Annotated in this window: 20 protein-coding genes; 7 read left to right on the top strand and 13 right to left on the bottom strand. The window is 68.3% G+C overall.

Going from position 1 to position 25,863, the window contains the following annotated elements:
• Window position 1 precedes the first annotated feature (1 nt).
• From moaA to C1I89_RS01505, 8 genes are all read right to left on the bottom strand, one after another.
• Complete coding sequence (gene moaA, locus C1I89_RS01540; RefSeq protein WP_102771053.1) at window positions 2-1,000, bottom strand: GTP 3',8-cyclase MoaA; 999 nt, start codon at window positions 998-1,000, stop codon at window positions 2-4.
• A complete protein-coding gene (locus C1I89_RS01535; protein WP_102771052.1) occupies window positions 997-1,758 on the bottom strand; it encodes a peptidylprolyl isomerase in 762 nt (253 codons plus the stop codon). The genes moaA and C1I89_RS01535 overlap by 4 nt, the downstream gene beginning before the upstream one ends.
• 22 nt (window positions 1,759-1,780) lie before the next feature.
• Complete coding sequence (narI, locus tag C1I89_RS01530; protein ID WP_102771051.1) at window positions 1,781-2,464, bottom strand: respiratory nitrate reductase subunit gamma; 684 nt, start codon at window positions 2,462-2,464, stop codon at window positions 1,781-1,783.
• Between the two features lie 18 nt (window positions 2,465-2,482).
• On the bottom strand, window positions 2,483-3,124 hold the full coding sequence (gene narJ / locus C1I89_RS01525) for a nitrate reductase molybdenum cofactor assembly chaperone (protein ID WP_102771050.1): 642 nt from the start codon (window positions 3,122-3,124) through the stop codon (window positions 2,483-2,485).
• 14 nt (window positions 3,125-3,138) lie between these two features.
• Window positions 3,139-4,707 (bottom strand): nitrate reductase subunit beta, encoded by a 1,569-nt coding sequence (gene narH, locus C1I89_RS01520; protein WP_102771049.1) that lies wholly within the window; start codon window positions 4,705-4,707, stop codon window positions 3,139-3,141.
• Window positions 4,704-8,447: a nitrate reductase subunit alpha gene (locus C1I89_RS01515; protein ID WP_102771048.1), complete on the bottom strand. Its 3,744-nt coding sequence runs from the start codon at window positions 8,445-8,447 to the stop codon at window positions 4,704-4,706. The genes narH and C1I89_RS01515 overlap by 4 nt, the downstream gene beginning before the upstream one ends.
• 153 nt (window positions 8,448-8,600) lie before the next feature.
• Window positions 8,601-9,986 carry a NarK family nitrate/nitrite MFS transporter gene (locus C1I89_RS01510; RefSeq protein WP_102771047.1) on the bottom strand — a complete coding sequence of 462 codons (1,386 nt, stop codon included), beginning with the start codon at window positions 9,984-9,986 and terminating at the stop codon, window positions 8,601-8,603.
• A gap of 27 nt (window positions 9,987-10,013) precedes the next feature.
• The gene (locus C1I89_RS01505) at window positions 10,014-11,276 is read right to left on the bottom strand and encodes an MFS transporter (protein ID WP_209166556.1); all 1,263 of its coding nucleotides are present in this window, start codon (window positions 11,274-11,276) and stop codon (window positions 10,014-10,016) included.
• Window positions 11,277-11,497: 221 nt separating this feature from the next.
• On the opposite strand from C1I89_RS01505, the gene C1I89_RS01500 reads away from it, so the two are divergent.
• Entirely contained in the window at window positions 11,498-12,748 is a 1,251-nt protein-coding gene (locus C1I89_RS01500; RefSeq protein WP_102771045.1) for an NnrS family protein, read from the top strand.
• 16 nt (window positions 12,749-12,764) lie between these two features.
• On the opposite strand, the gene C1I89_RS01495 is transcribed toward C1I89_RS01500, so the two are convergent.
• The 4 genes from C1I89_RS01495 to C1I89_RS01480 form a co-directional block, all read right to left on the bottom strand.
• A complete protein-coding gene (locus C1I89_RS01495) occupies window positions 12,765-13,508 on the bottom strand; it encodes a hypothetical protein (RefSeq protein ID WP_102771044.1) in 744 nt (247 codons plus the stop codon).
• A gap of 149 nt (window positions 13,509-13,657) precedes the next feature.
• The gene (locus C1I89_RS01490; RefSeq protein WP_247747875.1) at window positions 13,658-14,155 is read right to left on the bottom strand and encodes a YSC84-related protein; all 498 of its coding nucleotides are present in this window, start codon (window positions 14,153-14,155) and stop codon (window positions 13,658-13,660) included.
• Between the two features lie 207 nt (window positions 14,156-14,362).
• On the bottom strand, window positions 14,363-16,756 hold the full coding sequence (locus C1I89_RS01485) for a catalase (protein WP_102771042.1): 2,394 nt from the start codon (window positions 16,754-16,756) through the stop codon (window positions 14,363-14,365).
• Between the two features lie 10 nt (window positions 16,757-16,766).
• On the bottom strand, window positions 16,767-17,375 hold the full coding sequence (locus C1I89_RS01480) for a hypothetical protein (protein ID WP_102771041.1): 609 nt from the start codon (window positions 17,373-17,375) through the stop codon (window positions 16,767-16,769).
• A 271-nt stretch (window positions 17,376-17,646) separates the two neighbouring features.
• Here C1I89_RS01480 and C1I89_RS01475 point away from each other — a divergent pair, with 271 nt between their 5' ends.
• The 5 genes from C1I89_RS01475 (at window position 17,647) to C1I89_RS01455 (ending at window position 22,725) form a co-directional block, all read left to right on the top strand.
• Entirely contained in the window at window positions 17,647-19,257 is a 1,611-nt protein-coding gene (locus tag C1I89_RS01475; RefSeq protein ID WP_102771040.1) for a PepSY-associated TM helix domain-containing protein, read from the top strand.
• Window positions 19,254-19,604, top strand: a complete 351-nt coding sequence (locus tag C1I89_RS01470; RefSeq protein WP_102771039.1) for a DUF3325 domain-containing protein — start codon at window positions 19,254-19,256, stop codon at window positions 19,602-19,604. Before C1I89_RS01475 ends, C1I89_RS01470 begins: the two co-directional genes overlap by 4 nt.
• A 130-nt stretch (window positions 19,605-19,734) precedes the next feature.
• Complete coding sequence (locus C1I89_RS01465; protein ID WP_102771038.1) at window positions 19,735-21,729, top strand: ribonucleoside triphosphate reductase; 1,995 nt, start codon at window positions 19,735-19,737, stop codon at window positions 21,727-21,729.
• Window positions 21,730-21,764: 35 nt separating this feature from the next.
• Window positions 21,765-21,947, top strand: a complete 183-nt coding sequence (gene nrdD / locus C1I89_RS01460) for an anaerobic ribonucleoside-triphosphate reductase (RefSeq protein ID WP_102771037.1) — start codon at window positions 21,765-21,767, stop codon at window positions 21,945-21,947.
• Entirely contained in the window at window positions 21,913-22,725 is an 813-nt protein-coding gene (locus C1I89_RS01455) for an anaerobic ribonucleoside-triphosphate reductase activating protein (RefSeq protein WP_102771036.1), read from the top strand. Before nrdD ends, C1I89_RS01455 begins: the two co-directional genes overlap by 35 nt.
• 285 nt (window positions 22,726-23,010) lie before the next feature.
• Here C1I89_RS01455 and C1I89_RS01450 read toward each other — a convergent pair whose 3' ends face one another.
• Window positions 23,011-24,429: an aminotransferase-like domain-containing protein gene (locus C1I89_RS01450; protein ID WP_102771035.1), complete on the bottom strand. Its 1,419-nt coding sequence runs from the start codon at window positions 24,427-24,429 to the stop codon at window positions 23,011-23,013.
• 98 nt (window positions 24,430-24,527) lie between these two features.
• Between C1I89_RS01450 and C1I89_RS01445 the strand changes: the two genes are divergently transcribed.
• Window positions 24,528-25,829, top strand: coding sequence for a hydroxymethylglutaryl-CoA reductase, degradative (locus C1I89_RS01445; protein WP_102771034.1), 1,302 nt, complete (start codon window positions 24,528-24,530; stop codon window positions 25,827-25,829).
• Window positions 25,830-25,863 lie beyond the last annotated feature (34 nt).

Here is a 25,863-nt window from a genome sequence, read left to right as displayed (position 1 = left end):
ATCATCCTCCCGTCTGGGCCATGAACCGTACGATGCGTTCCGGCCGGCTGGAGAACTCGTGCCGCTCCGGCTTGGCCGCGATGCCGGCCCGGATGGCGCGCACCAGGTCGGCGTCGCTCGCGCCCTCGCGCAGCAGCCGGCCCAGCGGCACCTGGTCTTCCTGGCCCAGGCACAGGTACAGCGTGCCGTCCACGCCCAGCCGGACGCGATTACAGCTGGCGCAGAAATGGCGCGACATGGGCGTGATCACGCCCAGCGCCGGCGCGCCATCGCCCGTGCCCCAGTAGCGCGCGGGGCCGCCGCCCGCGGGCGCCAGCGCCGGCACCAGGCCGGCGTCGCGGGCCAGGCGCGCGCCCATCGCGTTCAGGTCGGTATGGCTGAACCCGCGGCCGCACTCGCCCATCGGCATGGGCTCGATCAGACGCAGCACGAAGCCCTGCGCCAGTGCGTAGTCCAGCAACCGGCGCACCTCGGCCTCGGGCGTGGCCGCGTGCACCACGCTGTTGAGCTTGATGGGCGCGAAGCCCGCGCGGCGCGCCGCGTCCAGGCCTTCCAGCACCGATGCCAGGCAGTCGCGGCCGGTGATGCGGCCGAAGGCGGCCGCGTCCAGCGTGTCCAGGCTGACGTTCAGGCGCGTCACGCCGGCGGCGCGCAAGGCCTGTGCGTGGCGCGCGAGCCGGGTGCCGTTGGTCGAGACCGACAGATCCGCCAGCCCCGGCATGGCGGCGATGGCGCCGGCCAGGCCCGCCAGCCCGCGGCGCAGCAGCGGCTCGCCGCCGGTCAGCCGGACCTTGCGCACGCCCAGCCCGGCGAACAGGCCGACCAGGCGCTGCATTTCGGCGTGGTCCAGCCAGTTGGCCGGCGTTTCGAAGCCCTTGAAATCCTTGGGCAGGCAATAGCTGCAGCGCAGGTCGCAACGGTCGGTGACGGACACGCGCAGGTAATCGATGCGGCGTCCGTAGCCGTCTTGCAGCGGTGAAGCGGATGGCGCGTCCATCATGCGGGGCCTGCGCTGTAGACGCGCTCGGGTTCGCCGTCGTCCAGGTCGATGCCTTCGATCCGGGCGCGGCCGACCAGCAGCTTGATGTACTGGCGCCAGGCGGTGTCGCGGCTCATGGCCGTGAGCGCCGCGGCGATCTGGCCGGCCACGTGTTCGTAGGGCAGCAGCCGCCCTTCGATGCGGCGCGTCACCCGCAGGATGTGCAGGCCGTGGCGCGTCTGCAGCAGCTGCGGCAGCAGGCCGCCGGCCGGCAGCGCGAACAGCGCGCGCTCGAACTCCGGCACCGTATCGCCGCGGCCCAGCTGGCCCAGGCTGCCGCCGACCGCGGCCGACGGGCAGTTGGACTGCTCGCGCGCCACCTCGGCAAAGCGCGAGGGGTCGGCCAGCAGCGCTTCCAGCACCATGGTGGCGTGCCCGCGCAGCATGTCCAGGTTCACGCCGGGCGTGACCTGGAACAGGATGTGGTCGGCCTCGACCAGCTCGCCCACCATGAAGCGCTCGGGGTGCATCTGGTAATGGCGGCGGCAGGCCGCCTCGTCGGCCTCGGGCGCGGTCGCCTCGCGGGCCAGCAGTTCGCCGATGGCGCCCTCCTCGTCCGCGGCGTCCAGCCCCTGCCGGCCGGCTTCGTCCAGCAGCACGCGGCGCAGCACCAGGGCGGTGACCGCCGCGCGCATGTGATTGTCGGCCTGCTGGTGCTGCGGCAGTTCCTGTTCCAGATCGGCGTCGTTCAGTTCGACGCCATTGACGATGACGGGCATGTTCGGCTCCTGGTGACGGGGTTCAGCGCGGGCGCACCAGCTGCCAGGCGCGGCCCAGGTACCCCAGCGAGGCGAAGCCGCTCCAGATGTGCACCAGCCGGGTGAACGGGAAGATCAGGAACAGCGTCAGGCCCATGAACAGGTGCGCCTTGAACAGGAACGGCGCGTCCGTGATATGGCTGGCGGCGTCGCCGCGGAAGGTGACGATGTGCTGGGCCCAGGTCATCAGGCGCACCATCATTTCGCCGTCCATGTGGCCGGCCGACACGACGATGGTGGACAGGCCCAGCAGCAGCGTGACCAGGATCCACAGCAGCAGCACCTTGTCGCCGGTGCGCGTGGTGGCGCGGATGCGCGGATCGCTCAGGCGGCGGTGGATCAGGATAGCCAGGCCGATCAGGCAGATGATGCCCATGACCCCGCCGGCCGCCATGGCCACGCCCTGCTTGAACGTATGCGACACTCCCAGCGCGTCCCACACCACCACCGGGGTCAGCAGGCCCACCAGATGGCCGAAGAACAGGCCCAGTATGCCGACGTGGAACAGGATGTTGCCCAGCCGCAGCTGGCCGCGGTGCAGCAGCTGCGAGCTGTCCGACTTCCAGGTGTACTGCTCGCGCTCGAAGCGCACCAGGCTGCCCAGCAGGAAGATGGCGCCCGCGATATAGGGATAGATGCCGAAGAAGAACTGGTTCAGGGTGTTCATGTTGCGTCGTCCTGAAGATTAATGGGCCATGCGCGGATGGAAGCGCACGGTCTGCGCGCCATCGCCCGAGAACGGCCGCAATAGCGGTTCCACGCCGTCATGGCCGGCGCCGTACATCTCCATGGCCTCGTCCATGTCGCGCACGGGCGCATCGGTCTGCTCGCGCGGGATCACTCGCGACCGGGCGCGCAGCACGGCGAAGACGCAGGCGTAGGGGCTGTCGTCACGGGCCAGGCGCGCGCCGATCGCCGCCAGCACGTGGATGGCGTCGTCCAGCAGCGCCTGGGCCTGGTCGGGGTCGATCACGCCCAGGAATTCCAGGAACAGCGGCACGTGGTCGGGCAGCTCGGCGGCCACCGGCTCGAAGCCGTGCTGGCGATAGGTCTGCAGCAGATCCACCATGGCCTGGCCGCGGTCGCGGCTTTCGCCGTGCACGTGCTCAAACAGGTGCAGCGAATGCGAGCGGTTGCGGTCGAAGGTGGCCACGTAGTTCTCCTGCAGCGAAATCAGGTCGTGGGTGGCCAGGTACGCCATCAGCGGCTGCAAGGCCTCTTCGGCGTCGGGATCGTCGGCCAGCGCGGTTTCGATCTCGCCCAGCGCGTCCAGCAGCTCGGGCTCGGGATAACACAGCAAGGCGGAAAGCAGGCGGTACGGACTCATGGTTTTCTCCTTTCCTAGACCGAAGCGGCCTTCTTCTTGCGGGATTTCGGCATCTCGATGAAGATCTCGCTGCCCTGCGGCTTGCGGCCGAACAGGGTGCTGTCCGAAGCGCCGCCCGAGCAGCCGTTGCCGAAGGTGAAGCCGCAGCTGCCCTTCTCGTTGAAGCTGTCCTCCACCATCTCCTTGTGGCTGGACGGAATGACGAAGCGGTCCTCGTAGTCGGCGATGGCCATGATCTTGTACATGTCCTGCACCATTTCCTCGGACAGCCCGACCGGCGCCAGCACGCTGGTGTCGCGCTCGCCATGCACGGTTTCCGAACGCTTGTAGGCGCGCATGGCCAGCATGCGTTCCAGCGCCAGCAGCACCGGGGCCTCCTTGCCGGCGGTCAGCAGGTTGGCCAGGTAGCGCACCGGAATGCGCAGGCTGGAGACGTCCGGGATGATGGCGCTCTTGCCCAGGGTGCGCTGCGGCATCTTGCCCGACTCGGCGGCCGACTGGATCGGCGACAGCGGCGGGATGTACCAGACCATCGGAAGCGTGCGGTATTCCGGGTGCAGCGGGAAGGCGACGCGCCATTGCACCGCCATCTTGTAGACCGGCGAATTGCGCGCGGCCTCCAGCCAGGCTTCCGGAATGCCCTGCTCGCGCGCGGCGGCGATGACCTCGGGCGAGTGCGGGTCCAGGAACAGGCCGAGCTGCGATTCGTACAGGTCCTGCTCGCTGGCCACGGACGCCGCGGCCTCGATGCGGTCGGCGTCGTACAGCAGCACGCCCAGGTAGCGGATGCGGCCCACGCAGGTTTCCGAGCAGACCGTGGGCTGGCCGGCCTCGATGCGCGGATAGCAGAAGGTGCACTTCTCGGCCTTGCCGCTGTTCCAGTTGTAGTAGATCTTCTTGTACGGGCAGCCCGAGATGCACATGCGCCAGCCGCGGCACTTGTCCTGGTCGACCAGCACGATGCCGTCGTCCTCGCGCTTGTAGATCGAGCCAGACGGACAGCTTGCCACGCAGGTCGGGTTCAGGCAGTGCTCGCACAGGCGCGGCAGGTACATCATGAAGGTGTTCTCGAAGGTCGAGTACATCTCTTTCTGCACGCCCTCGAACAGCGCGTCGCGGCTGCGCGCGCTGAACTCGCCGCCCAGGTCGTCTTCCCAGTTCGGGCCCCAGTGGATCTTGTCCATCTTCTGGCCGGTCAGCACCGACACCGGCCGCGCCGTCGGCGGCGTCTGCGACAGCGGCGCGTTCTTCAGGTGCTCGTAGTCGAAGGTGAACGGCTCGTAGTAGTCGTCGATCTGCGGCAGGTTCGGGTTGGCGAACAGGTTGGCCAGGATGCGCACCTTGCTGCCCTGGCGCGGTTCGAGCTTGCCGGCGGCGTTGCGGACCCAGCCGCCCTTCCACTTGGCCTGGTTCTCCCATTCCTTGGGATAGCCGATGCCGGGCTTGGTCTCGACGTTGTTGAACCAGGCGTACTCGACGCCGTCGCGGCTGGTCCAGACGTTCTTGCAGGTGACCGAGCAAGTGTGGCAGCCGATGCACTTGTCCAGGTTCAGCACCATGCCGATTTGGGCGCGTATCCTCATGATTGCTTCTCTTCCTCTTGCGATTCTTCGACGAGCGGGCCTTCCAGCCAGTCCACCTTTTTCATCTTGCGCAGCACCACGAACTCGTCGCGGTTGGCGCCCACCGTGCCGTAGTAATTGAAGCCATAGGCCTGCTGGGCGTAGCCGCCGATCATGTGGGTGGGCTTGAGCACCGTGCGCGTGACCGAGTTGTGGATGCCGCCGCGCTTGCCGCTGGTTTCGGCGCCGGGCACGTTCACGATCTTTTCCTGCGCGTGGTACATCAGGCACATGCCCACCGGCACGCGCTGGCTGACCACCACGCGGGCGGTCAGCGTGCCGTTCACGTTGAACACCTCGACCCAGTCGTTGTCGACCAGCCCGGCCTGCCGGGCCTCGGTTTCCGACACCCAGACGTGGGGGCCGCCGCGGCTGAGCGTGAGCATGCGCAGGTTGTCGGAGTACGTGCTGTGGATGCCCCACTTCTGGTGCGGCGTGATCCAGTTCAGCACGAGTTCCTTCTCGCCGTTCGGGTAGCGGCCCAGCATGGGCGCCACCGTCTTGGTGTCGATGGCCGGCTTGTACACGCAGAAGCCTTCGCCGAAGTCCAGCATCCAGCGGTGGTCCTGGTAGAACTGCTGGCGGCCGGTCAGCGTGCGCCACGGAATCAGCTCGTGCACGTTGGTGTAGCCGGCGTTGTAGCTGACTTCCTCGCTTTCCAGGCCCGACCAGGTCGGGGCCGAGATGATCTTGCGCGGTTGCGCCACGATGTCGCGGAAGCGGATCTTGTCGTGTTCGCGGCCCAGCGCCAGGTGGGTATGGTCGCGGCCGGTGATCTTGCCCAGCGCCTCCCAGGCCTTGACCGACACGTGGCCGTTGGTCTCGGGCGCGAAGGTCAGGATCATCTCGGCGGCGTCGATGGCGGTGTCCAGGCGCGGACGGCCCTGGCTCACGCCGGCTTCGGCCACGGCCTCGTTCAGGTTGGCCAGCTCGCGCACTTCGTGCTCGGTGTTCCAGCTGATGCCCTTGCCGCCGTTGCCCAGCTTGTCCAGCAAGGGGCCGACCGAGGTGAACTTGCGGTAGATGTCGTTGTAGTCGCGCTCGACCACCGTCATGGTCGGCGCGGTCTTGCCCGGCACCAGGTCGCACTCGCCCAGCTTCCAGTCCTTGGGCTCGAAGGCCTGGCCGAGTTCTCCCGGCGTGTCGTGCATCAGCGGGGTCAGCACCAGGTCGCGGCGCTTGCCCAGGTAGGGGCCGCCGATCTCGCTGAAGCGCTTGGCCAGCAGCTTGTAGATCTCCCAGTCGGTCTTGCTTTCCCACAACGGCTGCACGGCTTCGCTCAGCGGGTGGATGAACGGGTGCATGTCCGAGGTGTTGAGGTCGTCCTTTTCGTACCAGGTGGCCGTGGGCAGCACGATGTCGCCGTACAGGCAGGTCGTGCTCATGCGGAAGTCCAGCACCGTCAGCAGGTCGAGCTTGCCCTGGGCCGCGTCTTCCTGGTAGGTGACTTCGGACGGCCGGATGGCCTGGGCCTCGTCGCCGAACACCGCGTTCTGCGTGCCCAGCAGGTACTTCAGGAAGTACTCGTGGCCCTTGCCGCTGGAGCCCAGGATGTTGGAGCGCCACACGAACATGTTGCGCGGGAAGTTGGCCGGGTCGTCCGGGTTCTCGCAGGCCATGCGCAGTTCGCCGGACTTGAGCTTTTCGGCGGCGTGGACAACCGGGTCCTTGCCGGCCGCGTCGGCCTCGGCCACCACGTCCAGCGGATTGGTGCGCAGCTGCGGCGCCGACGGCAGCCAGCCCATGCGCTCGGCGCGGGCGTTCAGGTCGATCATGCTGAGGTCGGCGTACTTGGCGCGGTCGGCGGTGGGGCCGAGCACTTCGGTGACGTCCAGCTTTTCATGGCGCCACTGGCTGGTGTGGGCGTAGAAGAACGAGGTGCCGTTCATCTGGCGCGGCGGGCGCACCCAGTCGGCGGCGAAGGCCAGCGGGGCCCAGCCGAACTGCGGACGCAGCTTTTCCTGGCCCACGTAGTGAGCCCAGCCGCCGCCGCTCTTGCCCACACAGCCGCACATCATCAGCATGTTGATGATGCCGCGGTAGATCATGTCCATGTGGTACCAGTGGTTCAGGCCGGCGCCGACGATGACCATGGACTTGCCCTCGGTGTCGTGCGCGTTCTGGGCGAACTCGCGCGCCACCTGGATCACCTGCGCGCGCGGCACGCCGGTGTGCTTTTCCTGCCAGGCCGGCGTGTAGGGCACGTCGTCGTCATAGCTGCCGGCGACGTTGCCGCCACCCAGGCCGCGGTCCAGGCCGTAGTTGGCCATCTGCAGGTCGTACACCGTGGCCACCAGGGCCTCGCCGCCGTCGGCCAGGCGGATGCGGCGCGCCGGCACGTTGCGCACCTGCAGATCGCCATGCTCGCCGCCGAAGTAGGCAAAGCCCACGCCGACCACGGCGTCGGACTGGCCCAGCAGCGTCAGCGTGGGCTCGATCTCGCGGCCGCTGCCGCCGTCCCTGGATTCCAGGTTCCAGCGTCCGACCTTCTCGCCGCCGTTGACGGCGCCCTCGCCCCAGCGAAAGCCGATGCTGCCGTTGGGCGCGACCAGGTCGCCGCTCTTGGCGTCCAGGACCAGCGTCTTCCAGTCGGGATTGTTCTGCTCGCCCAGCGCGCCGTCCAGGTGCGAAGCGCGCAGGAAGTGGTCGGGCACGTAGCAGCCGTCGCGCTCCTTCAACTGCACCAGCATGGGCATGTCGGTGTAGCGGCTCACGTAGTCGCGGAAATAGGCCGAGGCGCCGGACAGGTGGAATTCCTTCAGGATCACATGGCCCATGGCCATGGCCAGCGCCGCGTCGGTGCCCTGCTTGGGGGCCAGCCAGATGTCGCCGAACTTCACCATTTCGCCGTAGTCGCTGGACACGGCCACGGTCTTGGTGCCCTTGTAGCGGACCTCGGTATAGAAGTGGGCGTCGGGCGTGCGGGTCTGGGGCACGTTGGAGCCCCACACCATCAGATAGGTCGAGTTGTACCAGTCGGCCGATTCCGGCACGTCGGTCTGCTCGCCCCAGACCTGCGGGCTGGCCGGCGGCAGGTCGCAGTACCAGTCGTAGAAGCTCAGGCAGGCGCCGCCCAGCAGGCTCAGGTAGCGCGCGCCGGCGGCGTAGCTGACCATGGACATGGCCGGGATCGGCGAAAAGCCGATCAGGCGGTCGGGGCCGAACTTCTTGATCGTGTACGCATTGGCCGCGGCGATGATTTCGGTGGCGGTGTCCCAGTCGGCGCGCACGAAACCGCCCAGGCCGCGCACGGCCTTGTAGCGCTTGGCGCGCGCCGGGTCCTGGCTGATCCATTCCCAGGCGGCGATGGGGTCCATGGTCTTGCGGGCCTCGCGCCACATTTCCATCAGGCGTCCGCGGATCATCGGATACTTCACGCGCTGGGCCGAATACACGTACCAGCTGTAGGAAGCCCCTCGCGGACAGCCGCGCGGTTCATGATTGGGCAGGTCCGGCCGCGTGCGCGGGTAGTCGGTCTGCTGGGTCTCCCAGGTGATCAGGCCGTTCTTGACGTACACCTTCCACGAGCACGAACCCGTGCAGTTCACGCCGTGGGTCGAGCGCACCACCTTGTCGTGCTGCCAGCGGGCGCGGTAGGCGTTCTCCCAGCTGCGGTCTTCGTTGACCGTCTCGCCGTGTCCGTTCGCGAAGGTGGACTTCACCCTGGACATGAACTTCAAGCGGTCCAGAAAATGGCTCATTCTCTATTCTCCAAGAGCGCCGGCCCGGCCGGCGCATACTGCGATCGATGCGGTTGCAATCACTTTAGGCCTGGCCTGTCTGCGGGACCATTGCCCGGTGGCATAGGCCGGGCGCGGCAGAATGACTAGTCACCCCGGCCAAGCGCCCGCCGGTCAGCACGGCACCGGCGCGCCGCGGCGGCCGTAGTACCACCACGTGATCGCCATGCAAGTGGCGTAGAAGGCAATGAAGCAGTACAGCGCGGCCTGCACGCTGCCGGTCATCTCCAGCGAGGTGCCGAAGCTGCGCGGGATGAAGAAGCCGCCGTACGCGCCGATGGCGCCCGAGAAGCCCAGCACCGCGGCCGATTCCTTGGCGGCGTCGGCCAGCGCCTGCTTCTGCGCGGCCGCGTCCTTGCCCTTGGCTGCCTGGATGCGCTCGCGCAGGAAAATCGCGGGGATCATGCGGAACGTGGAACCGTTGCCCACGCCGGTCAGCGCGAACAGCACGATGAACATGGCCAGGAAGCCGTTGAAGTCGCCCGCGCCCGAGGCGCCCGGCAGGTAGGCCACCACGCCCAGCACCGCCGCGATCATGGCGGCGAAAGTGAACAGCGTGACGCGCGCGCCGCCCAGCTTGTCCGAGACCCAGCCGCCGACCGGACGGGTCAGCGAGCCGACCAGCGGGCCCAGGAAGGCGTAGGCCGTGGGATCGACCTGCGGGAACAGGGTCTTGGTCAGCATGGCGAAGCCCGCCGAAAAACCGATGAAGGAGCCGAACGTCCCCACGTACAGCCAGCACATCAGCCAGTTGTGCTTGCGCTTGAAGATGACGGCCTGGTCCGCGAAGGAAGCGCGCGCGTCGGCGATGTCATTCATGCCGAACCAGGCGGCGATGGAGGCCAGCGCGATGGGAATCACCCAGATGAAGCCGGCGTTCTGCAGCCACAGGCTGTGCTGCGCGCCGTCGCGGGTCACCGTCTGGGGATCGCCGCCCAGCACGCCGAACACGCTGGCGGAGATCACCAGCGGCACCACGAACTGCACCACCGACACGCCCAGGTTGCCGATGCCGGCGTTCAGCCCCGTCGCCAGGCCCTTCTTTTCCTTGGGGAAGAAGAAGCTGATGTTGGCCATGCTGGAGCTGAAATTGCCGCCGCCCAGGCCGCACAGCAGCGCCAGGATCAGCAGGGTCGGATAGGTCGTGGTGGGATCGCGCAGCGCGAAGCCCATGCCCAGCGCCGGGATCAGCAGCGAGGCGGTGGAAATGGCGGTCCACTTGCGCCCGCCGAAGACCGGCACCAGGAACGAATAGAAGATGCGCAGCGTGGCGCCCGACAGCGCCGGCAGCGCCGTCAGCCAGAACATCTGGTTCTTCGACAGCATGAAGCCGGCGCGGTCCAGGTTGACCACGACCACGCTCCACAGCATCCAGATGCAGAACGCCAGCATCAGGGCGGGAATGGAGATCCAGAGATTGCGGTTGGCGACGCGCGAACCCGTCTGTTTCCAGAAGCCGGGATTATCCGGCTCCCAGCGCGCCAGGACTTGAGTGGACATGATAGGTGCTCCCAGATTGAGGTTGGATCAGGTGGCGTGTTGCCGGGCCAGCGCCGCGCTTTCCGGCCGGAAACTGAAGTGCATGAAGATGAGAGAGACGCAGACCGTGCCGTACAGCAGCATGAAGGCGCTGGAGCGCACGCCCGTGTAGTCGAGCAGGATGCCGAACAGGATGGGCAGCACGAATCCGCCGAGGCCGCCGGCCAGGCCGACGATGCCCGAAACCGCGCCGATGTTCTCGCCGAACTCGTCCGAAATGAACTTGAACACCGAGGCCTTGCCGATCGCCATGGCGATGCCGACCACGAACAGCAGAATGGTGAATACGACCGGTCCGAGCGCGATATCGAAACTGCGCGCGCCCGCGGTGGTCAGCACGGTAAAGTGCGTTTGCGGATAGCTGAGGATGAAGAAGGCGACCCAGCACACCCACATGACCCACCACGTGGTCTTGTAGGCGCCGTAGCGGTCCGAGATCCAGCCGCCCACCGCGCGCAGCACGCCGCCGGGCAGCGAAAAGCAGGCCGCCAGCAGCGCCGCCAGCTTGATGTCGAAGCCGTACTCGCCGATGTAGTACTTGGTCATCCACAGCGCCAGCGCCACGTAGCCGCCGAACACCACCGAGTAGTACTGGCAATAGCGCCAGACGCGCGGATCCTTGAGCATGGCGAACTGCGCCGACAGGCTGGCCCCGCCGGTCACCCGGTGCGACGGGTCCGAGGCCGAGAACAGCCAGAACAGCACCGCCGTCACCAGCAGCGCGATCGCATAGACCTGCGGCACGATGATCCACGATCCGGCGGTGGCCGCGATCAGCGCGGGCGCCACGAACTTGGTGATGGCCGAGCCGGAGTTGCCGGCGCCGAACACGCCCATCGCCAGGCCCTGCTTGTTGCGCGGAAACCAGCGCGCCACGTAGGGCGTGCCCACCGAGAACGAGCCGCCGGTCAGGCCCACGAACAGCGCCAGCACCAGGAACTGCCAGTACTGCGTCGCGTAGGACAGCAGCCAGATCGGCACCACGGCCACCAGCATCAGGACGAAGAACACCGGCCTGCCGCCGTAGCGGTCGGTCCAGATGCCCAGCGGCACCCGCACCAGCGAACCGGTCAGCACCGGCATGGCGGCCAGCAGGCCGAATTCGGTTTCGGACAGGCCGAGCTGCGTCTTGATGGGTATGCCCAGTACGGCGAAGATCATCCACACCGCGAAGCAGATGGTGAAGGCGAACGTGCTGGATATCAGGACCCGCATCGGCGCGCCGGCCGAGGAATGACTGGTTGCTGCCATGGTTATTCTCGCTTTGGTCACGAAGAAATCTGACTTGCCCCAAGCCTAAGGACGGCGCGCCTTGCGCACCATTCGCCAGCCGACCAGAAGCGGCCTGTCGATGTGACTAGTCACCCCGCCGTTGCGGCCGGGCTTGCGTTGGATCAATTCGCCAAGCTGGCGATGCGCGGTGCGGCGTATTAATATGCATTTGAAATACACCTTTAAAAACGCAGGCCCCCATGAGCACGCTGCTGACCATCGACGAACCCGACCAGGACTCGCGCCGCGCGCGCCCGCAATGGCGCGCCTTCACCGAAATGGGTTTCCGCCCGCTGTATCTGGCGGGCTGCTTCTGGGCGCTGGCCTCGGTGCTGCTGTGGGTGCATGCCCCGTCCCTGCTCAACGGCGTGCTGGGCGGCATGCCCTGGCATGCGCACGAAATGCTGTGGGGCTTCGTCGCCACCATCGCCGTGGGCTTTCTGCTGACCGCCGGCGGCAACTGGACCGGCAGGAATCCGCTGCGCGGCAATGCCCTGGCGGCGCTGTGCGTGCTATGGATCGTGGCGCGCGCGGGCTACCTGGCGCCGGGCCGGCCCGCGTTTCTCATCGCCGCGCTGGCCGATCTGCTGTTCTTCCTGTGGGGCGCGGCCGCGCTGGGACGCGCCGTGGCCATCACGCGCAACCGGCGCAACTACGGCATACCGCTGCTGCTGGTGGCGCTGGCCCTGACCAACGCGCTGTACCTGTGGGCCACGGTCCAGGGCGACTACTTCGCGCTGATGCGCTACTTCAACGCCGGCCTGCTCTGCATGGCCGTGCTGACCCTGCTGATCGCGCGCCGCATCCTGCCCTTTTTCGCCAAGCGCGCCGTGGCCGGCCTGGACATTCCACCGCATACCCGCAGCGGCCACTGGCAGCTGGGCACGGGCGTGGTCGCCATCGCCTGCCTGCTGGCCGGACGTCCGCAGATCGCGGCCGTGGCGCTGGCCGCGACCGGGCTGATCGCGCTGGTGCAATGGATCTCCTGGAAGCCCTGGGCCGCGCGCCGCGTGCCGCTGCTGTGGATTCTGTACGCGGGCTATTTCGGACTGGGCGTGGGCCTGCTGGTCGGCGCGGCGCAACTGGCCGGCTTCGTGCTGCGCACCGCCTGGCCCGCGCACGTGGTCGGCGTGGCCGGGTTTTCGGTGCTGATCATCGGCATGGCCACGCGCACCGCGCTGGGCCACCTGGGCCGGCCGCTGCGCGCCGACCGCAGCATGGTCGCCAGTTACGTGCTGGTGATACTGGCCGCGCTGCTGCGCCTGGCCGCCCTGCTGCCCACCGCGGCCGCGCTGGGCCTGCTGCACGCCTCGGCCACGGCGTGGGCGCTGGGCTTCGCGCTGTACCTGTGGCGCTTCTTCCCCATGATGATCCGGCCGCGCGCCGACGCCGGCAAAACCGCCGCGCCGGTCATGCGCGTCGCGCCGGCTCCCGGACGCCCGGCCGCCTGAATCGCGCGCAATGCGTTCAGCGGCGCGCTTCGCGACGCCGCTGCGCCGCCATCTGCTGTTTCATGGCATCGAGCCAGGCCTTGACTTGCTGCATGTCCACGAACTGCGCCAGTTCGAATTCCAGCTCGCCGATATATTCGCGCACGTCGGCGATCTCGGCTTCCAGGTCCTCCATCAGATCGGCCGGATCTATCGACTGTTCCGGGTCGAAGCGGTAGCGCGCCTTGAACGCGCGTTCGGCGCCGGCCACCGCCGCCCGCACCTCGGCCAGCCGCGCCTCCAGCGCCCCGGCCTCTTCCGGCAAGGCCGGCGCATCCGCCGGCGGCAAGGCGGCGGGCGGCTCCTCGGCCAGCGCGTCTGCGGCGCCGCGCTCATCGGCATAGTCCGCATCGAAATCGCTGCCCGCGTGCTTGCGGTACACGGCCTTCAGCTTCGCGAGGTCGCATTCCCCGGGCGTGCCGTCCAGCTCCAGCGAACACAAGGTTTCGTCAGCAAGCTGCGCCGCGATTTCGGAGGCCAGCTGGCGCTGCCCCTTGCTGAGTTCCTTCTGTTTGCAGGCGTGGTCGAAACACAGGACCAGTCTGGCCTTCAATTCGACTTCCATGGTTTCCAGCGGCGCCAGCTCGTCGGCGTACCGCTGCGCATAGTCCTGCGCGACCTGCCCCCACCGGGACAGCCGGGCCTGCGCCTCTTGCAAATCGTGCCTAAGGGCTTCGAAGTTCTGGCGCGGCTGCGGCGCGGCGGGCGGATTTTGTTGCATGGCGGGAGCCTTTCATCAGCGTGGCGCGGCGACGGGCCGCGCATCGACAGGCGCATTTTAAGCGCGGCCGCGCCGACCCAGGCGCCTACGCTCTTGCTGACCAATCCGCGCGATGACAGCGCGGCCCGGCATCGCCGAGCCGCCAACGCTCAATTGAGGTTCAACGAGGTGATCTTGGACCCTTGCAGCCCCACCCCGGCCATCAACCCCTGTCCGCCGAAGGGCACGGCGTACACGTCCTGGGTCAGGGTGGTGGTGGTGATGCTGGCCGCGTAGCTTTCGTCCACCATGACCAGCGTGGGTCCGGAACCCAGCGACCAGCCGTCGCTCTGATCCAGGAACTTCAGCGCCGCCTCGTTCATGAAGAAGAGCGCGTAGCCGAACTTCTGCGCGCCGGCCTGCAGGCCGAAGGACACCGCGGTGATGTTGTAGTAGGCCTGGACCTTGCCGTGGCGGATCAGGGCGCCGTCGCCGCTCTCGGCGCCGACCAGCAGTCCGCCCTTGAGAATGCTGGGAAACACCAGCACGGCGACCGCCTTCTCGCCCAGCACCCGGGTCTTGGGCTCCTGCTGGTACAGCCGTTCCAGCGCCGCCCGCGCATCGCGGCTGATGTCGGCGGCCGACTCGGCGCGGGCCTGGGTCGCCATACAGAAACCGGCCACCCATAAAAAAAGGCTGGCCCACAGCCAACCGTGAAACTTGACAGGCAAAACGGATACGCGACGCATACAGCCTCCTGGAATGAAGACGGCAAGCGCCACGCGCGCTCGCCCCGACTTGCCCGAGCAAGTATTGGCAGGCGCGCGTGCGTTGTCAAGCTCCGCCGATGGACGATGATCCCGGACGCAACGGGGCTAGACGACGGGCGGATCGGTCTCCCGTTCGGGATGGCGATGGCGGCCCAGGGCCTCCAGAAACAGCGGCGCGCTGTTGCCCGGCTCGCCGTCGACCAGCAGCAGGCCGCCGTCGGCTTCGTCCGGCTCGATGCCCGCCGCAACGAATAGCTGCTTGCCTTCGGCCAGCCCCATCAGCGTCTTGCCGTGGCGATAGGCGTCGCGCAGGAATTCCAGCGCCCGTCCGTCGGCGTGCAGACGCTCCGCCGCCGCCGCGCCGCCGGGCGCGATGGCGCCGTCGAACAGCACCGAGGGCTGGTTGTCGAGCGATGCGTCGGCGTCCAGCACTTCGCCCTCGCCCGATAGCGGCCCGATACGCTGGCCGACCAGCCGCACCACCACGCCGGCGGCGATCAGCGCGTCGGCCAAGGCGCGCACGGCGCGGGCGTCCACGCCTTCGGCCACCAGGATCGCGACCTTGCGCGTGGCCGCGCCGCCGTCTCCGGGCCGCGCGGTCAGCGACAGCGCGGGCGAGACCTCGACCTCGGGCGCCGGCGGTTCGCAGGCGCGCGGCAGCGGATCGGGCAAGGCCATGCCCAGGCGCTGCGCCACCGAGCCGGCCAGCTCGTCGGACACGTTGCGCAGGGACGCCACCATGCGCCGGCGCACGGCCGGCACCGTGACCTTGCTCAGTTCGAACGCGAACGCGCTGGCGATGTGGCGGCGCTCCCATTCGGTCTGGCTCAGGTAGAAGAGCGTGGCCTGGTTGTAGTGCTCGGCGAATTTCTCGGGATGGCCGCGCAGCTCGTCGCCCGCCACCGGCTCGGGAAAGGACACGAAACCGTCCATGCCGGCCTGGAACGGACAGCCGCCGCCCAGCGAATTGGGCTCGTAGGCCGCCCGCCCCCGGTGGATGGCCTGGCGGTGCATGCCGTCGCGCTGGTTGTTCTGCACCGGCGCCAGCGGCGCGTTGATCGGGATCTCGTGGAAATTGGGGCCGCCCAGCCGCGAAATCTGCGTGTCCACATAGGAATGGATGCGTCCGGCCAGCAAGGGATCGTTGGTGAAGTCCAGGCCCGGCACCACGTGCGCCGCGCAGAAAGCCACCTGCTCGGTTTCGGCGAAGAAGTTGTCGGGATTGCGGTCCAGCACCAGCCGGCCCACCGGCACCACCGGCACCAGTTCCTCGGGCACGATCTTGGTGGCGTCCAGCACGTCGAAGCTGAAGCGTTCGGCCTCTTCCTCGGTAAAGACCTGCACGCCCAGCTCCCATTGCGGGGGGGTGCCGGAATCGATGGCCTCCCACAAGTCGCGCCGGTGGAAATCGGGGTCGGCGCCGGCCGTCTTGACGGCCTCGTCCCAGACCTGCGAATGCGTGCCCAGCAAGGGGTTCCAGTGGAACTTGACCAGCCGCGACTCGCCGTCGGCGTTGACGAAGCGGAAGGTGTGCACGCCAAAGCCCTGCATCATGCGAAAGCTGCGCGGGATCGCGCGGTCCGACATCAGCCACATCAGCATGTGGGTGGATTCCGGCATCAGCGACACGAAGTCCCAGAACGTGTCGTGCGCGGACGCGGCCTGCGGCATGCCGTGGTGCGGTTCGGGCTTGACCGCGTGCACCAGGTCCGGGAATTTCATCGCGTCCTGGATGAAAAACACCGGCATGTTGTTGCCCACCAGGTCCCAGTTGCCTTCGTCGGTGTAGAACTTGACCGCGAAGCCGCGCACATCGCGCGCGGTGTCCTTGGAGCCGCGCTCGCCGGCCACGGTCGAGAAGCGCACGAATACCGGCGTGCGCTTGCCGACCTCGGCGAACGGCGCGGCCGCGGTCAGGTCGGTCAGGGCGCGCTCGCAGACGAAGTAGCCGTGCGCCGCCGAGCCGCGCGCGTGCACGATGCGCTCGGGGATGCGCTCATGGTCGAAGTGCGTGATCTTCTCGCGCAGGATGAAATCCTTGAGCAGCGCCGGTCCGCGCAGCCCCGCCTTGAGCGAATGCTGGTTGTCGCTGACGCGCACGCCCTGGTTGGTGGTCAGCGGCTGGCCCGTGGGGTCGGCGCGCACGCGCGCCAGCCGGCCGTCGGCGGCGTTGACGCCGGGCGCGGCCGGCCCGCCGGTCTTGGGCGAGTCCGCGCTTTCGGACAGGGAGCTGGCGCCCGCCGCCGGGTCCGTCGCGGACACGATGGCGCCCGTATACGGGCAGCGCGCGCCTTCCTCGCCATACTCGGCGGCCTTGCCGGCGTTGTGGTCCAGCGCGGATGCGGCGGCGTCCACGGCCGCGGCCCGCCTGGCCGCCGGACTGCGCGCCCGGCCGCGCGCGCCGCCCTCGGGCGCGGCGCCGGGGCCGCTGTCGGTGTTCTGGTAGGCGCTATCGACGGCCGGCGCGGCGCCCGCCTTGGCTGGTTTCTTCCCTGGCATGGCGGTTCTCCTAAAGCATCTTGGCGCGGGACTGCTCGGCGCGGGATGCGCCGATCGCGGACTCCACCTGTTTGACCTCTTCGGGCGGCGGCAGCACGGCGGGATAGCCCAGGGCTTCGATCCACAGCTCCCGCGACCAGCCCTTGGTGTGATAGAGATGGTGTTCCTCGTCGGTGACCACCGCGTCATAGGCCTGTTTGAGCACCTTGCCCTCGGTGCCGCCGTGCTGCTCGGCGATCACGCCGATCAGCGTCCAGTTGGCGTGGTCCTTGGTCTCGGCCAGCACCACGCATTCGGTCGCGACCAGCTGCGCGGCGTCGGCGTCGCCAGCGGCGATCGCCATCTTCATGGCCTTCACCAGCGACTCGCCGATATGGCGCACGACCTCGCGGCCCGGCGACTCGCGCTCGGGGTCCAGCCCCAGCTGCTCGAACACGGTCAGCAGCACGCGGCGATGGGTGCGCGTTTCTTCCAGATAGTCCTGCCATTCCTGCTTCAGGTCTTCATTGACGGCGCAGGTCACGGCGGTCTCGTAGATTTTCAATCCCCCGATCTCGGTTTCCAGGGCCTGATACAGCAGTTCCTCGATCTGCGCGGCATTTCCGGCTTTGCGTTTCATTGGACGCTCCTCTGTCTGTGTGGTGTCGCGCCACCGCCGCCGCGTACCGGCGGCCTGGCGACCTGCGCGACCCCAGCAACCGGCGTTCCCGCGCCGCCCCGCACGCCGCGCCTGCGCGCACCGGGTGCAGAAAATACAAAGCCCCGGACCGGACAACACTGGCCCCATTTAGTTTAGAATCGGAATTATTCTCAATAAAAATCAGACCGCCTCGGTTCGCGGCGGCGTCACAAGAAAGAGGCTCACCCTGAAATCCGGTTTCCGCCTGTCCATGGCCTGGCTCCATACGTGGGTCGGCCTGTGGTTCTCCTGGCTGCTGTTCGCCGTCTTCCTGACGGGTTCGCTGGCCGTGTTCTCCGAACCCATCACCCATTGGATGACGCCCGAACACCAGGCTGCCGAAGCCTCGGCCGCCGAGCGGCAAGGCGCGCCGGTGGACCGCGCCCACCGCTTCGGGCTGGCGGTGGACTACATGGCCCGCAACCATGCCGGCGCGGGCATGTGGGAAATCTGGCCGGTCAACCGCCACCACGACAATGGGCTGACGGTGTACTGGTTCGACCAGAACGGCCTTTACGCCGACGCCGAGCTCGACCCCGTCATCGGCGCCGAACTGGACGAGCACCACGACGAGGCCGAAAGCCGCGCCACGCTGGGCGGCCAGCACTTCGTGGACTTCCACTACACCCTGCACGACGCCGGGCTGGGGCTGTGGATCGTGGCCTTCGCCACCATGGCGATGCTGGTGGCGCTGATTTCCGGCGTGGTCACGCACAAACGCATCTTCAAGGATTTCTTCACCTTCCGCGCCAACAAGGGCCAGCGCTCGTGGCTGGACGCGCACAATACGAGCGCGGTGCTGACCCTGCCCTTTCTGTTCATGATCGCCTACACCGGCGTGGTGATTTCCGGCGCGACGCTCATGCCCGCTCCCGTTTCCGCCACCTACGGCGAGGGCCCGCAGGCGCTGCGCGCCTATCTGGCCGAACTGGAAGGCGAGCCGATGCTCGCGCGCAGCGGCGCCGCCCAGGCCGTGCCGGCGCTGGAGCCCATCGTCGCCCGGGCCGAAAGCCTGATCGGCCAGACCGCCCGCGCCATCGTCATCCGCAACCCCGAAGACAGCTCCATGCGCATCGGCGTGTACGGCTGGAACGAGCCGGCAGACACCTTGCGCAACATCAGCGCCACCACCGGCATGGCGGAGTTCACGGGCGACGGCGAACTGCTGCGCGTGCGCCCGGCCGGCGAAGTGCTGGGCGGCGCCGCGCCGCGCACGCGCCAGGTCTTGAGCGACCTGCACATGGCCAGGTTCGGCGGCGTGGCCATGCAATGGCTGTATTTCATCTGCGGCATGGCCGGCGCGGCCCTGATGGGCACCGGCGCCATCCTCTTCATGGTCAAGCGCCGCGCCCGGCACGGCGGCGAATTCGGCGCCGCCACCGCGCGCGTCTACCGCCTGATCGAAGGACTGAACGTGGCCGCGATGGCCGGGCTGGGCATCGCCTGCGTCGGCTATTTCTGGGCCAATCGCCTGCTGCCGGTGACGCTGCAGGACCGGGCCGCCTGGGAGCTGCGCGTCTTCTTCCTGATCTGGGCGCTGACGCTGCCGCATGCCTGGCTGTGCGCCCCGCGCCGCGCCTGGATCATGCAGCTGGGCCTGCTGTCGGCGCTGTGCCTGCTGCTGCCGCTGATGTCGTACGCCGCCGTAGGCGACCACCTGTACGCGCAGATCGCGCGCGGCGACTGGGAAAGCGCCGGCGTCGAACTGAGCGCCCTGGCTTTCGGCGTACTATCGGGCTGGGCGGCCCTGCGGTTATGGCGCCGGCCCGCTACGGCGCCCTCGCAGCGCATCCCCCGCGCAAACGAAGAGGCAGCGGCATGAATTCCAACGACCTGTACGCCATCGGCATGGCCCTGCTGCTGACCTACTCCGGCATGGCCTGCCTGAGCCTGGCCATGCCGCGCCATTACGACCAGGTCTGGGGCCGCGACCCGTCGGCCGGACACAGCCGCGTGCTGCGCGGCGCCGGCCTGCTGCTGCTGGCCCTGGCCCTCCTGCCCTGCGTCAGCCTGTGGGGCAATACGGTGGGCGTGGTGGCCTGGCTGGGCTGGCTGTCGGCCGGCGCCCTGCTGTGGGTCGGCATGCTGTCGTGGGCCCCGCGCCCGGCGGCGCGCACCGCGGCGCTGGCCCTGGCGATCGCGCTGGCCGGGGTCGGAATCGGCTTTTGACGGTCCGCGCAAGGCGCGAAAAACGCGTTTGACGCGCATCAAGCAGGGCTGAAATCCCGCGTCTCGCGTACGTCGACGACACCATATGTGGTGATAGAGTTTCACCACCCTACTACATATGGTGTCAGTCATGCATATCCTGCACATACTCAAGCGCGACGGCCGGGTCGTGGCGTTCGACCGCGACAAGATCGCCCACGCCATCGCCGCGGCCGGCCAGAGCACCGGGGAACTGGACCTCGCGGGCGCGCAGGCGCTGACCGACGCCGTCATCGACGCGCTGGCCGACCAGCCCTGCCCCGGCGTCGAAACCATCCAGAACCGCGTCGAGGAAGTCCTGGTCCAGGCCGGCCGCTGGCGCACGGCGCGCGCCTACATCGTCTACCGCGAGCAGCACGCCCGCCTGCGCTCGCTGCGCCACACCCTGGTGGACGTGGAAAGCGCCATGGAGGAATACCTGGAGCAGCGCGACTGGCGCGTCAACGCCAACGCCAACCAGGGCTACAGCCTGGGCGGCCTGATCCTGAACGTCGCGGGCAAGGTCACCGCCAACTACTGGCTGTCCAATGTCTTCGCGCCGGAGGCCGGACGCGCCCCCCGCGAAGGCGACATCCACATCCACGACCTGGACATGCTGAGCGGCTATTGCGCCGGCTGGTCGCTGCGCCAGCTGCTGACCGAAGGCTTCAACGGCATCCCCGGCAAGGTCGAGGCCACGCCGCCGCGCCACATGTCGGCCGCCATCGGCCAGATCGTCAACTTCCTGGGCACGCTGCAGAACGAATGGGCCGGCGCGCAGGCCTTCAGCTCGTTCGACACCTACATGGCGCCTTTCATCCGCCGCGACGCCATGACCTACGCGCAGGTCAAGCAGGCCATGCAGGAGCTGATCTACAACCTCAACGTGCCCAGCCGCTGGGGCACGCAGACGCCGTTCACCAACCTGACCTTCGACTGGACCTGCCCTGCCGACCTGCGCGAACAGATTCCGTACGTGGGCGGCGAGGAAATGCCGTTCGCCTACGGCGACCTGCAGGCCGAGATGGACATGATCAACCGCGCCTATATCGAAGTCATGATGGCCGGCGACGCCAAGGGCCGCGTCTTCACCTTCCCCATCCCCACCTACAACATCACGCCGGACTTCGACTGGGACCATCCCAACACCGAACGCCTGTTCGAAATGACGGCGCGCTACGGCCTGCCTTATTTCCAGAACTTCCTCAATTCCGACCTGGAGCCGCACATGGTGCGCTCCATGTGCTGCCGCCTGCAGCTGGATCTGCGCGAACTGCTCAAGCGCGGCAACGGCCTGTTCGGCTCGGCCGAGCAGACCGGCTCGGTGGGCGTGGTCACGGTCAACTGCGCGCGCCTGGGCTATACCTGCCGCGGCGACGAGGGCAAGCTGATGGCGCGCCTGGACCACCTGCTGGAGCTGGGGCGCGACGTGCTCGAAACCAAGCGCAAGGTGGTGCAGCGCTACATCGACCAGGGCCTGTATCCCTACACCCGCCGCTACCTGGGCACGCTGCGCAACCACTTCAGCACGCTGGGGGTGAACGGCATCAACGAGATGATCCGCAACTTCACCGGCGATATGGACGACATCACCACCGGGCCGGGCCACGCCATGGCGGTCCGGCTGCTGGACCGCGTGCGCGCCCGCATGACCGAGTTCCAGGAACAGACCGGCCACCTGTACAACCTCGAGGCCACGCCGGCCGAAGGCACCACCTACCGTTTCGCGCGCGAGGACCGCAAGCGCTATCCCGACATCCTGCAGGCCGGCAGCGACGCGCAGCCCTACTACACCAATTCCAGCCAGCTGCCGGTGGGGCATACGGACGACCCCTTCCATGCGCTGGAGCTTCAGGAAGCGCTGCAGGGCAAGTACACCGGCGGCACCGTGCTGCACCTGTACATGAACGAGGCCGTGTCCTCGGCCGGCGCCTGCAAGGAGCTGGTGCGCCGCGCGCTGTCGAATTTCCGCCTGCCCTACATCACCGTCACGCCGACCTTCTCGATCTGCCCCAACCACGGCTATCTGGCGGGACGCCACGAGTTCTGCCCCAAATGCGATGCCGAGCTGCTCGCCCGGCAATCGTCATGCTGCACCCCGGCCTAGCCGGATATCCCCCTGGCCTCTACCAAGGAACCCCTATGCAAACCCTGACCACCCCCGACATCGCCCCCGCCACCGCCCCCATGCTGGACGACAGCCAGCGCGTGCGCTGCGAGATCTGGACCCGCGTGATGGGCTACCACCGTCCCGTTTCGTCCTTCAACACCGGCAAACAAGGCGAATTCAATGAACGCCGCTTCTTCGTCGAACGCCGCGCCTGAGGGCGCGCGTCCTGCCCCGGCCTGCGGGCCGGGGTCCGCTCCCGCCGCGCGCAGGATGGCCGTCAGGCCGGCCTACGCCGCCTTGCCGCAGCCGGTACTGCAGCCCTTGCCGCGCCACGCCCATTCGGTGGGCGGGCTGGTGCCTTTTTCCACCGTGGACTGGCCCGGCAAGCTGGCCGCCGTGGTCTTCATCGCCGGCTGCCCCTGGCGCTGCCATTACTGCCACAACACCGAATTGCAGACGCGCACCGCGCGCTACGACTGGCATGACATCCGCGCTTTCCTCGAAACCCGCAAGGGGCTGCTGGACGCCGTCGTATTCTCCGGCGGCGAACCCCTGAGCGAGCCGCGCCTGGCCCAGATGATCCGCGACGTGCGGCGCATGGGCTACCAGGTCGGCATGCACACCGCCGGCATCTATCCGCTGCGCCTGGCCGACGTGCTGCAGCACCTGGACTGGGTCGGCCTGGACATCAAGGCCGACGCCGCCGGCTACGACGACATCACCGGCCGCCGCGATTCCGAGCGTCCCGCCATGTCGTGCCTGGCCCAGCTGCTGTCGGCGCGGCGCGATTTCGAATGCCGCGTCACCTGGCATCCCGACTGGTTCGACGAGACCCGGCTGCTGGACGTGGCCCGGGAACTGTCCCGCCGCGGCGTGCGGCGCTTCGCCGTGCAGGGCGCGCGCAGCACGCCGGACTCGCCGGCCGCGCGCCACTTGAGCGCGCAGGCCGAAAGCCGGATGCGGGAATGGTTCGAAACGTTCGAGTATCGCTGAAGGGGTGGCGTTGCGTGGAACCATGGCGTGGGCACGTGGCTGCGGGTCGAACCATGAACCATGATATTGGGTCGTAGGATGGGTGTAGCGCGGCAACCGGCGGGTAAGAATTCCGACTCCGAACGCGCGTAACCCATCGGCCGGCGAGAGCCGGCGGTTTGTCTCTTGCCTCGAAAGGCGGCGGCTGGCGCCGCCTGATGGGTTACGCGCGTTGAATTGTTGAATTCTTGCTTAAGTATTCTCGCGCTACACCCATCCTACGCCCGCCCCACGCCAACCCGCGCGTCACCCTCCACGCCGCGCCATCGCCTCCCGGAAACGCGGCGAGCCGATGGCGCCGACGTTGCAGCGCGCCCAGGGCGATCGGATCGTGGGGTCCACGCTGAACACCCGCCCCGGCGCCATGATGATCTTTTCCGGCATCAGCTCGGCGGCCAGGGCCAGCGTGTCGTCCACGCCGGGAAAGGCCGACCACAGGTACAGCGAACTGGTGGGCCGGGCGAAGACCTCGGCGCCCAGCGAATCCAGCACCTGCAGCGCATGGCCGGTGGCGGCTTCCAGGCGCTGGCGCAGCCTGACCAGATGCCGCTCGTAGTGCCCGTCGCGCAGCATCACGTCCACCATGCGCTCGCAGTACTCGGAACTGCTGACGTGCACCAGCGCCTTGAGGTCGGCCAGGTCGCTGGCCAGCGCGGCGTTGCAGGCGATGAAGCCCACCCGCAGCGCGGCGGAGAATGACTTGGAGAAGCTGCCGATGTAAATGGTGCGCTCCAGCTGGTCCAGCGCCGCCAGGCGCACCGCGGACGTGGGCTTGAAGTCCGCCAGCGGATCGTTCTCCACCAGGATCAGGTTGTGGCGCTCCGCCAGCTGCAGCACCCGGTACGCCTTGGCCGGCGAGATGTCCGACCCCGTGGGGTTGTGCGCCAGCGACTGGGTGAAGAACAGGCGTGGCTTTTCCCGCTGCAGCAGCGCTTCCAGCGCGGCGATGTCCGGACCGTCCGGCAGGCGCGGCACGCCCAGCATGCGCGCCCCGGCCAGCTTGAGCTTGCCGAACAGGGGGTAATAGCCGGGGTTGTCGACCAGCACCGGCGCGTCCTGCGGCACGAAGTAGCGGATCACCAGGTCCATGGCCTCGTTCGCGCCGTGCGTCAGCACCAGTTGCGGCGGCGCCGCATTGATGCCCACGTCTCCCAACTTGCGCACCAGGCTTTCGCGCAGCGGCGCATAGCCGAAGCGGCTGCCGTAGCGGAACAAGGCGCCCAGCCCGGTGCGCACCACCTTCTGGTGGTAGCGGTCCATGCGCATGTCGGCCAGCCATTCCACCGGCGGAAACCCGTCGCCCACCGCGACCGCGTCGGGCTGGGTCTTGAGCTGCTCGCGCATCAGCCACACGATGTCCATGGCGCGGCTCAGCTGCCCCGGCTCCTCGTCGGCGGCCTTGCGCGTCCTGCCCGTCTCCAGCACGTAGAAGCCGGAACCCCGGCGCGGCTCCACCAGGCCCTGCGCGACCAGCATTTCGAACGCCACCACCACGGTGTTCTTCGCGTAGCGGTGCAATTGCGCCAGCTCGCGCAGCGACGGCAGCTTGTCGCCGGCCCGGTACACGCCGTCGGCGATCTGCTGGCCGATCAGCCGGGCCAGGCTTTCGGCGATGGGCGCGGCGCGCGGCGGGCGCGTCGCCAGGGGAGGAAGATTGCCGGACATATGCGAAAATTGGTGCAGTGCAATGACACTGTTTGTCGAAACTGTACCTCTCAATACCGGTACAGTCTACCTAGAATCTGGCCACCCGATTCCGATACATGGAGACCCCGCAAGTGGCCGATTCCCGCCTGCCCAACTTCCGTTCCCTCACCCCCGCCGACCGCCTCGCGGCCGTGGCCGACGCCGTGGACCTGAGCGCCGAGGAGCGCCGGCTGCTGGCCGCGCCCGGCGCGCTGGGCCTGGACCGCGCCGACGGCATGATAGAGAACGTCATCGCCGCGTTCGAACTGCCGCTGGGCGTGGCCGCCAACTTCCAGGTCAACGGCCGCGACGTGCTGGTGCCGATGGCGGTCGAGGAGCCGTCCGTGGTGGCCGCCGCGTCCTACATGGCCAAGCTGGCGCGCGCCTGCGGCGGCTTCGAGACTTCCAGCACCCGGCCGCTGATGCGCGCCCAGGTGCAGGTGCTGGGGCTGGGCGATCCGCAGGGCGCGCGGCTGGCGCTGCTGCGCGAACGCGAGCGCATCGTGGCGCTGGCCAACAGCCGCGACCGCACCCTGGTCGAGCTGGGCGGCGGCTGCCAGGACATCGAAGTCCACGTATTTCCCGACACCCCGCGCGGCCCCATGCTGGTGCTGCACCTGATCGTGGACGTGCGCGACGCGATGGGCGCCAACGCCGTCAACACCATGGCCGAGGCCGTGGCGCCGCTGATCGAGGAAATTTCCGGCGGCTCCGTGCGCCTGCGCATCCTGTCCAACCTGGCCGACCTGCGCCTGGCGCGCGCCCGCGTGCGCCTGACGCCGCAGGCGCTGGACACGGCCGAGCGCAGCGGCGCCGACATCATCGAAGGCGTGCTCGACGCCTACACCTTCGCCGCGGTCGATCCCTACCGCGCGGCCACGCACAACAAGGGCATCATGAACGGCATCGACCCCGTGATCGTCGCCACCGGCAACGACTGGCGGGCGGTGGAAGCCGGCGCCCACGCCTACGCCAGCCGCGACGGCCGCTACACCTCCCTCACCCACTGGGAGAAAGACGCCGCGGGCGCGCTGGTCGGCTCCATCGAAATGCCCATGCCCGTGGGCCTGGTGGGCGGCGCCACCAAGACCCATCCGCTGGCCCGCCTGGCGCTGAAGATCATGGGCGTGAAAAGCGCGCAGGAACTGGGCGAAATCGCCGTGGCCGTGGGCCTGGCGCAGAACCTGGGCGCGCTGCGGGCGCTGGCCACCGAAGGCATCCAGCGCGGCCACATGGCGCTGCACGCGCGCAACATCGCCCTGGCCGCCGGCGCGGCGGGCGCCGAGATCGACACCGTCGCCAAGCGCATGGCGGCCCTGCGGGACGTAACCAGCGACCGCGCGCGCGCCTTGCTGGAGGAATTGCGCGCGCCCCGATAAACCCGGCCATCCGGCCTGACAAGAACCAAGGAGA

Source organism: Achromobacter pulmonis, assembly GCF_002885955.2.
Lineage (GTDB): Bacteria > Pseudomonadota > Gammaproteobacteria > Burkholderiales > Burkholderiaceae_B > Achromobacter > Achromobacter pulmonis_A.
This window is presented reverse-complemented; position numbering and strand designations above follow the sequence as displayed.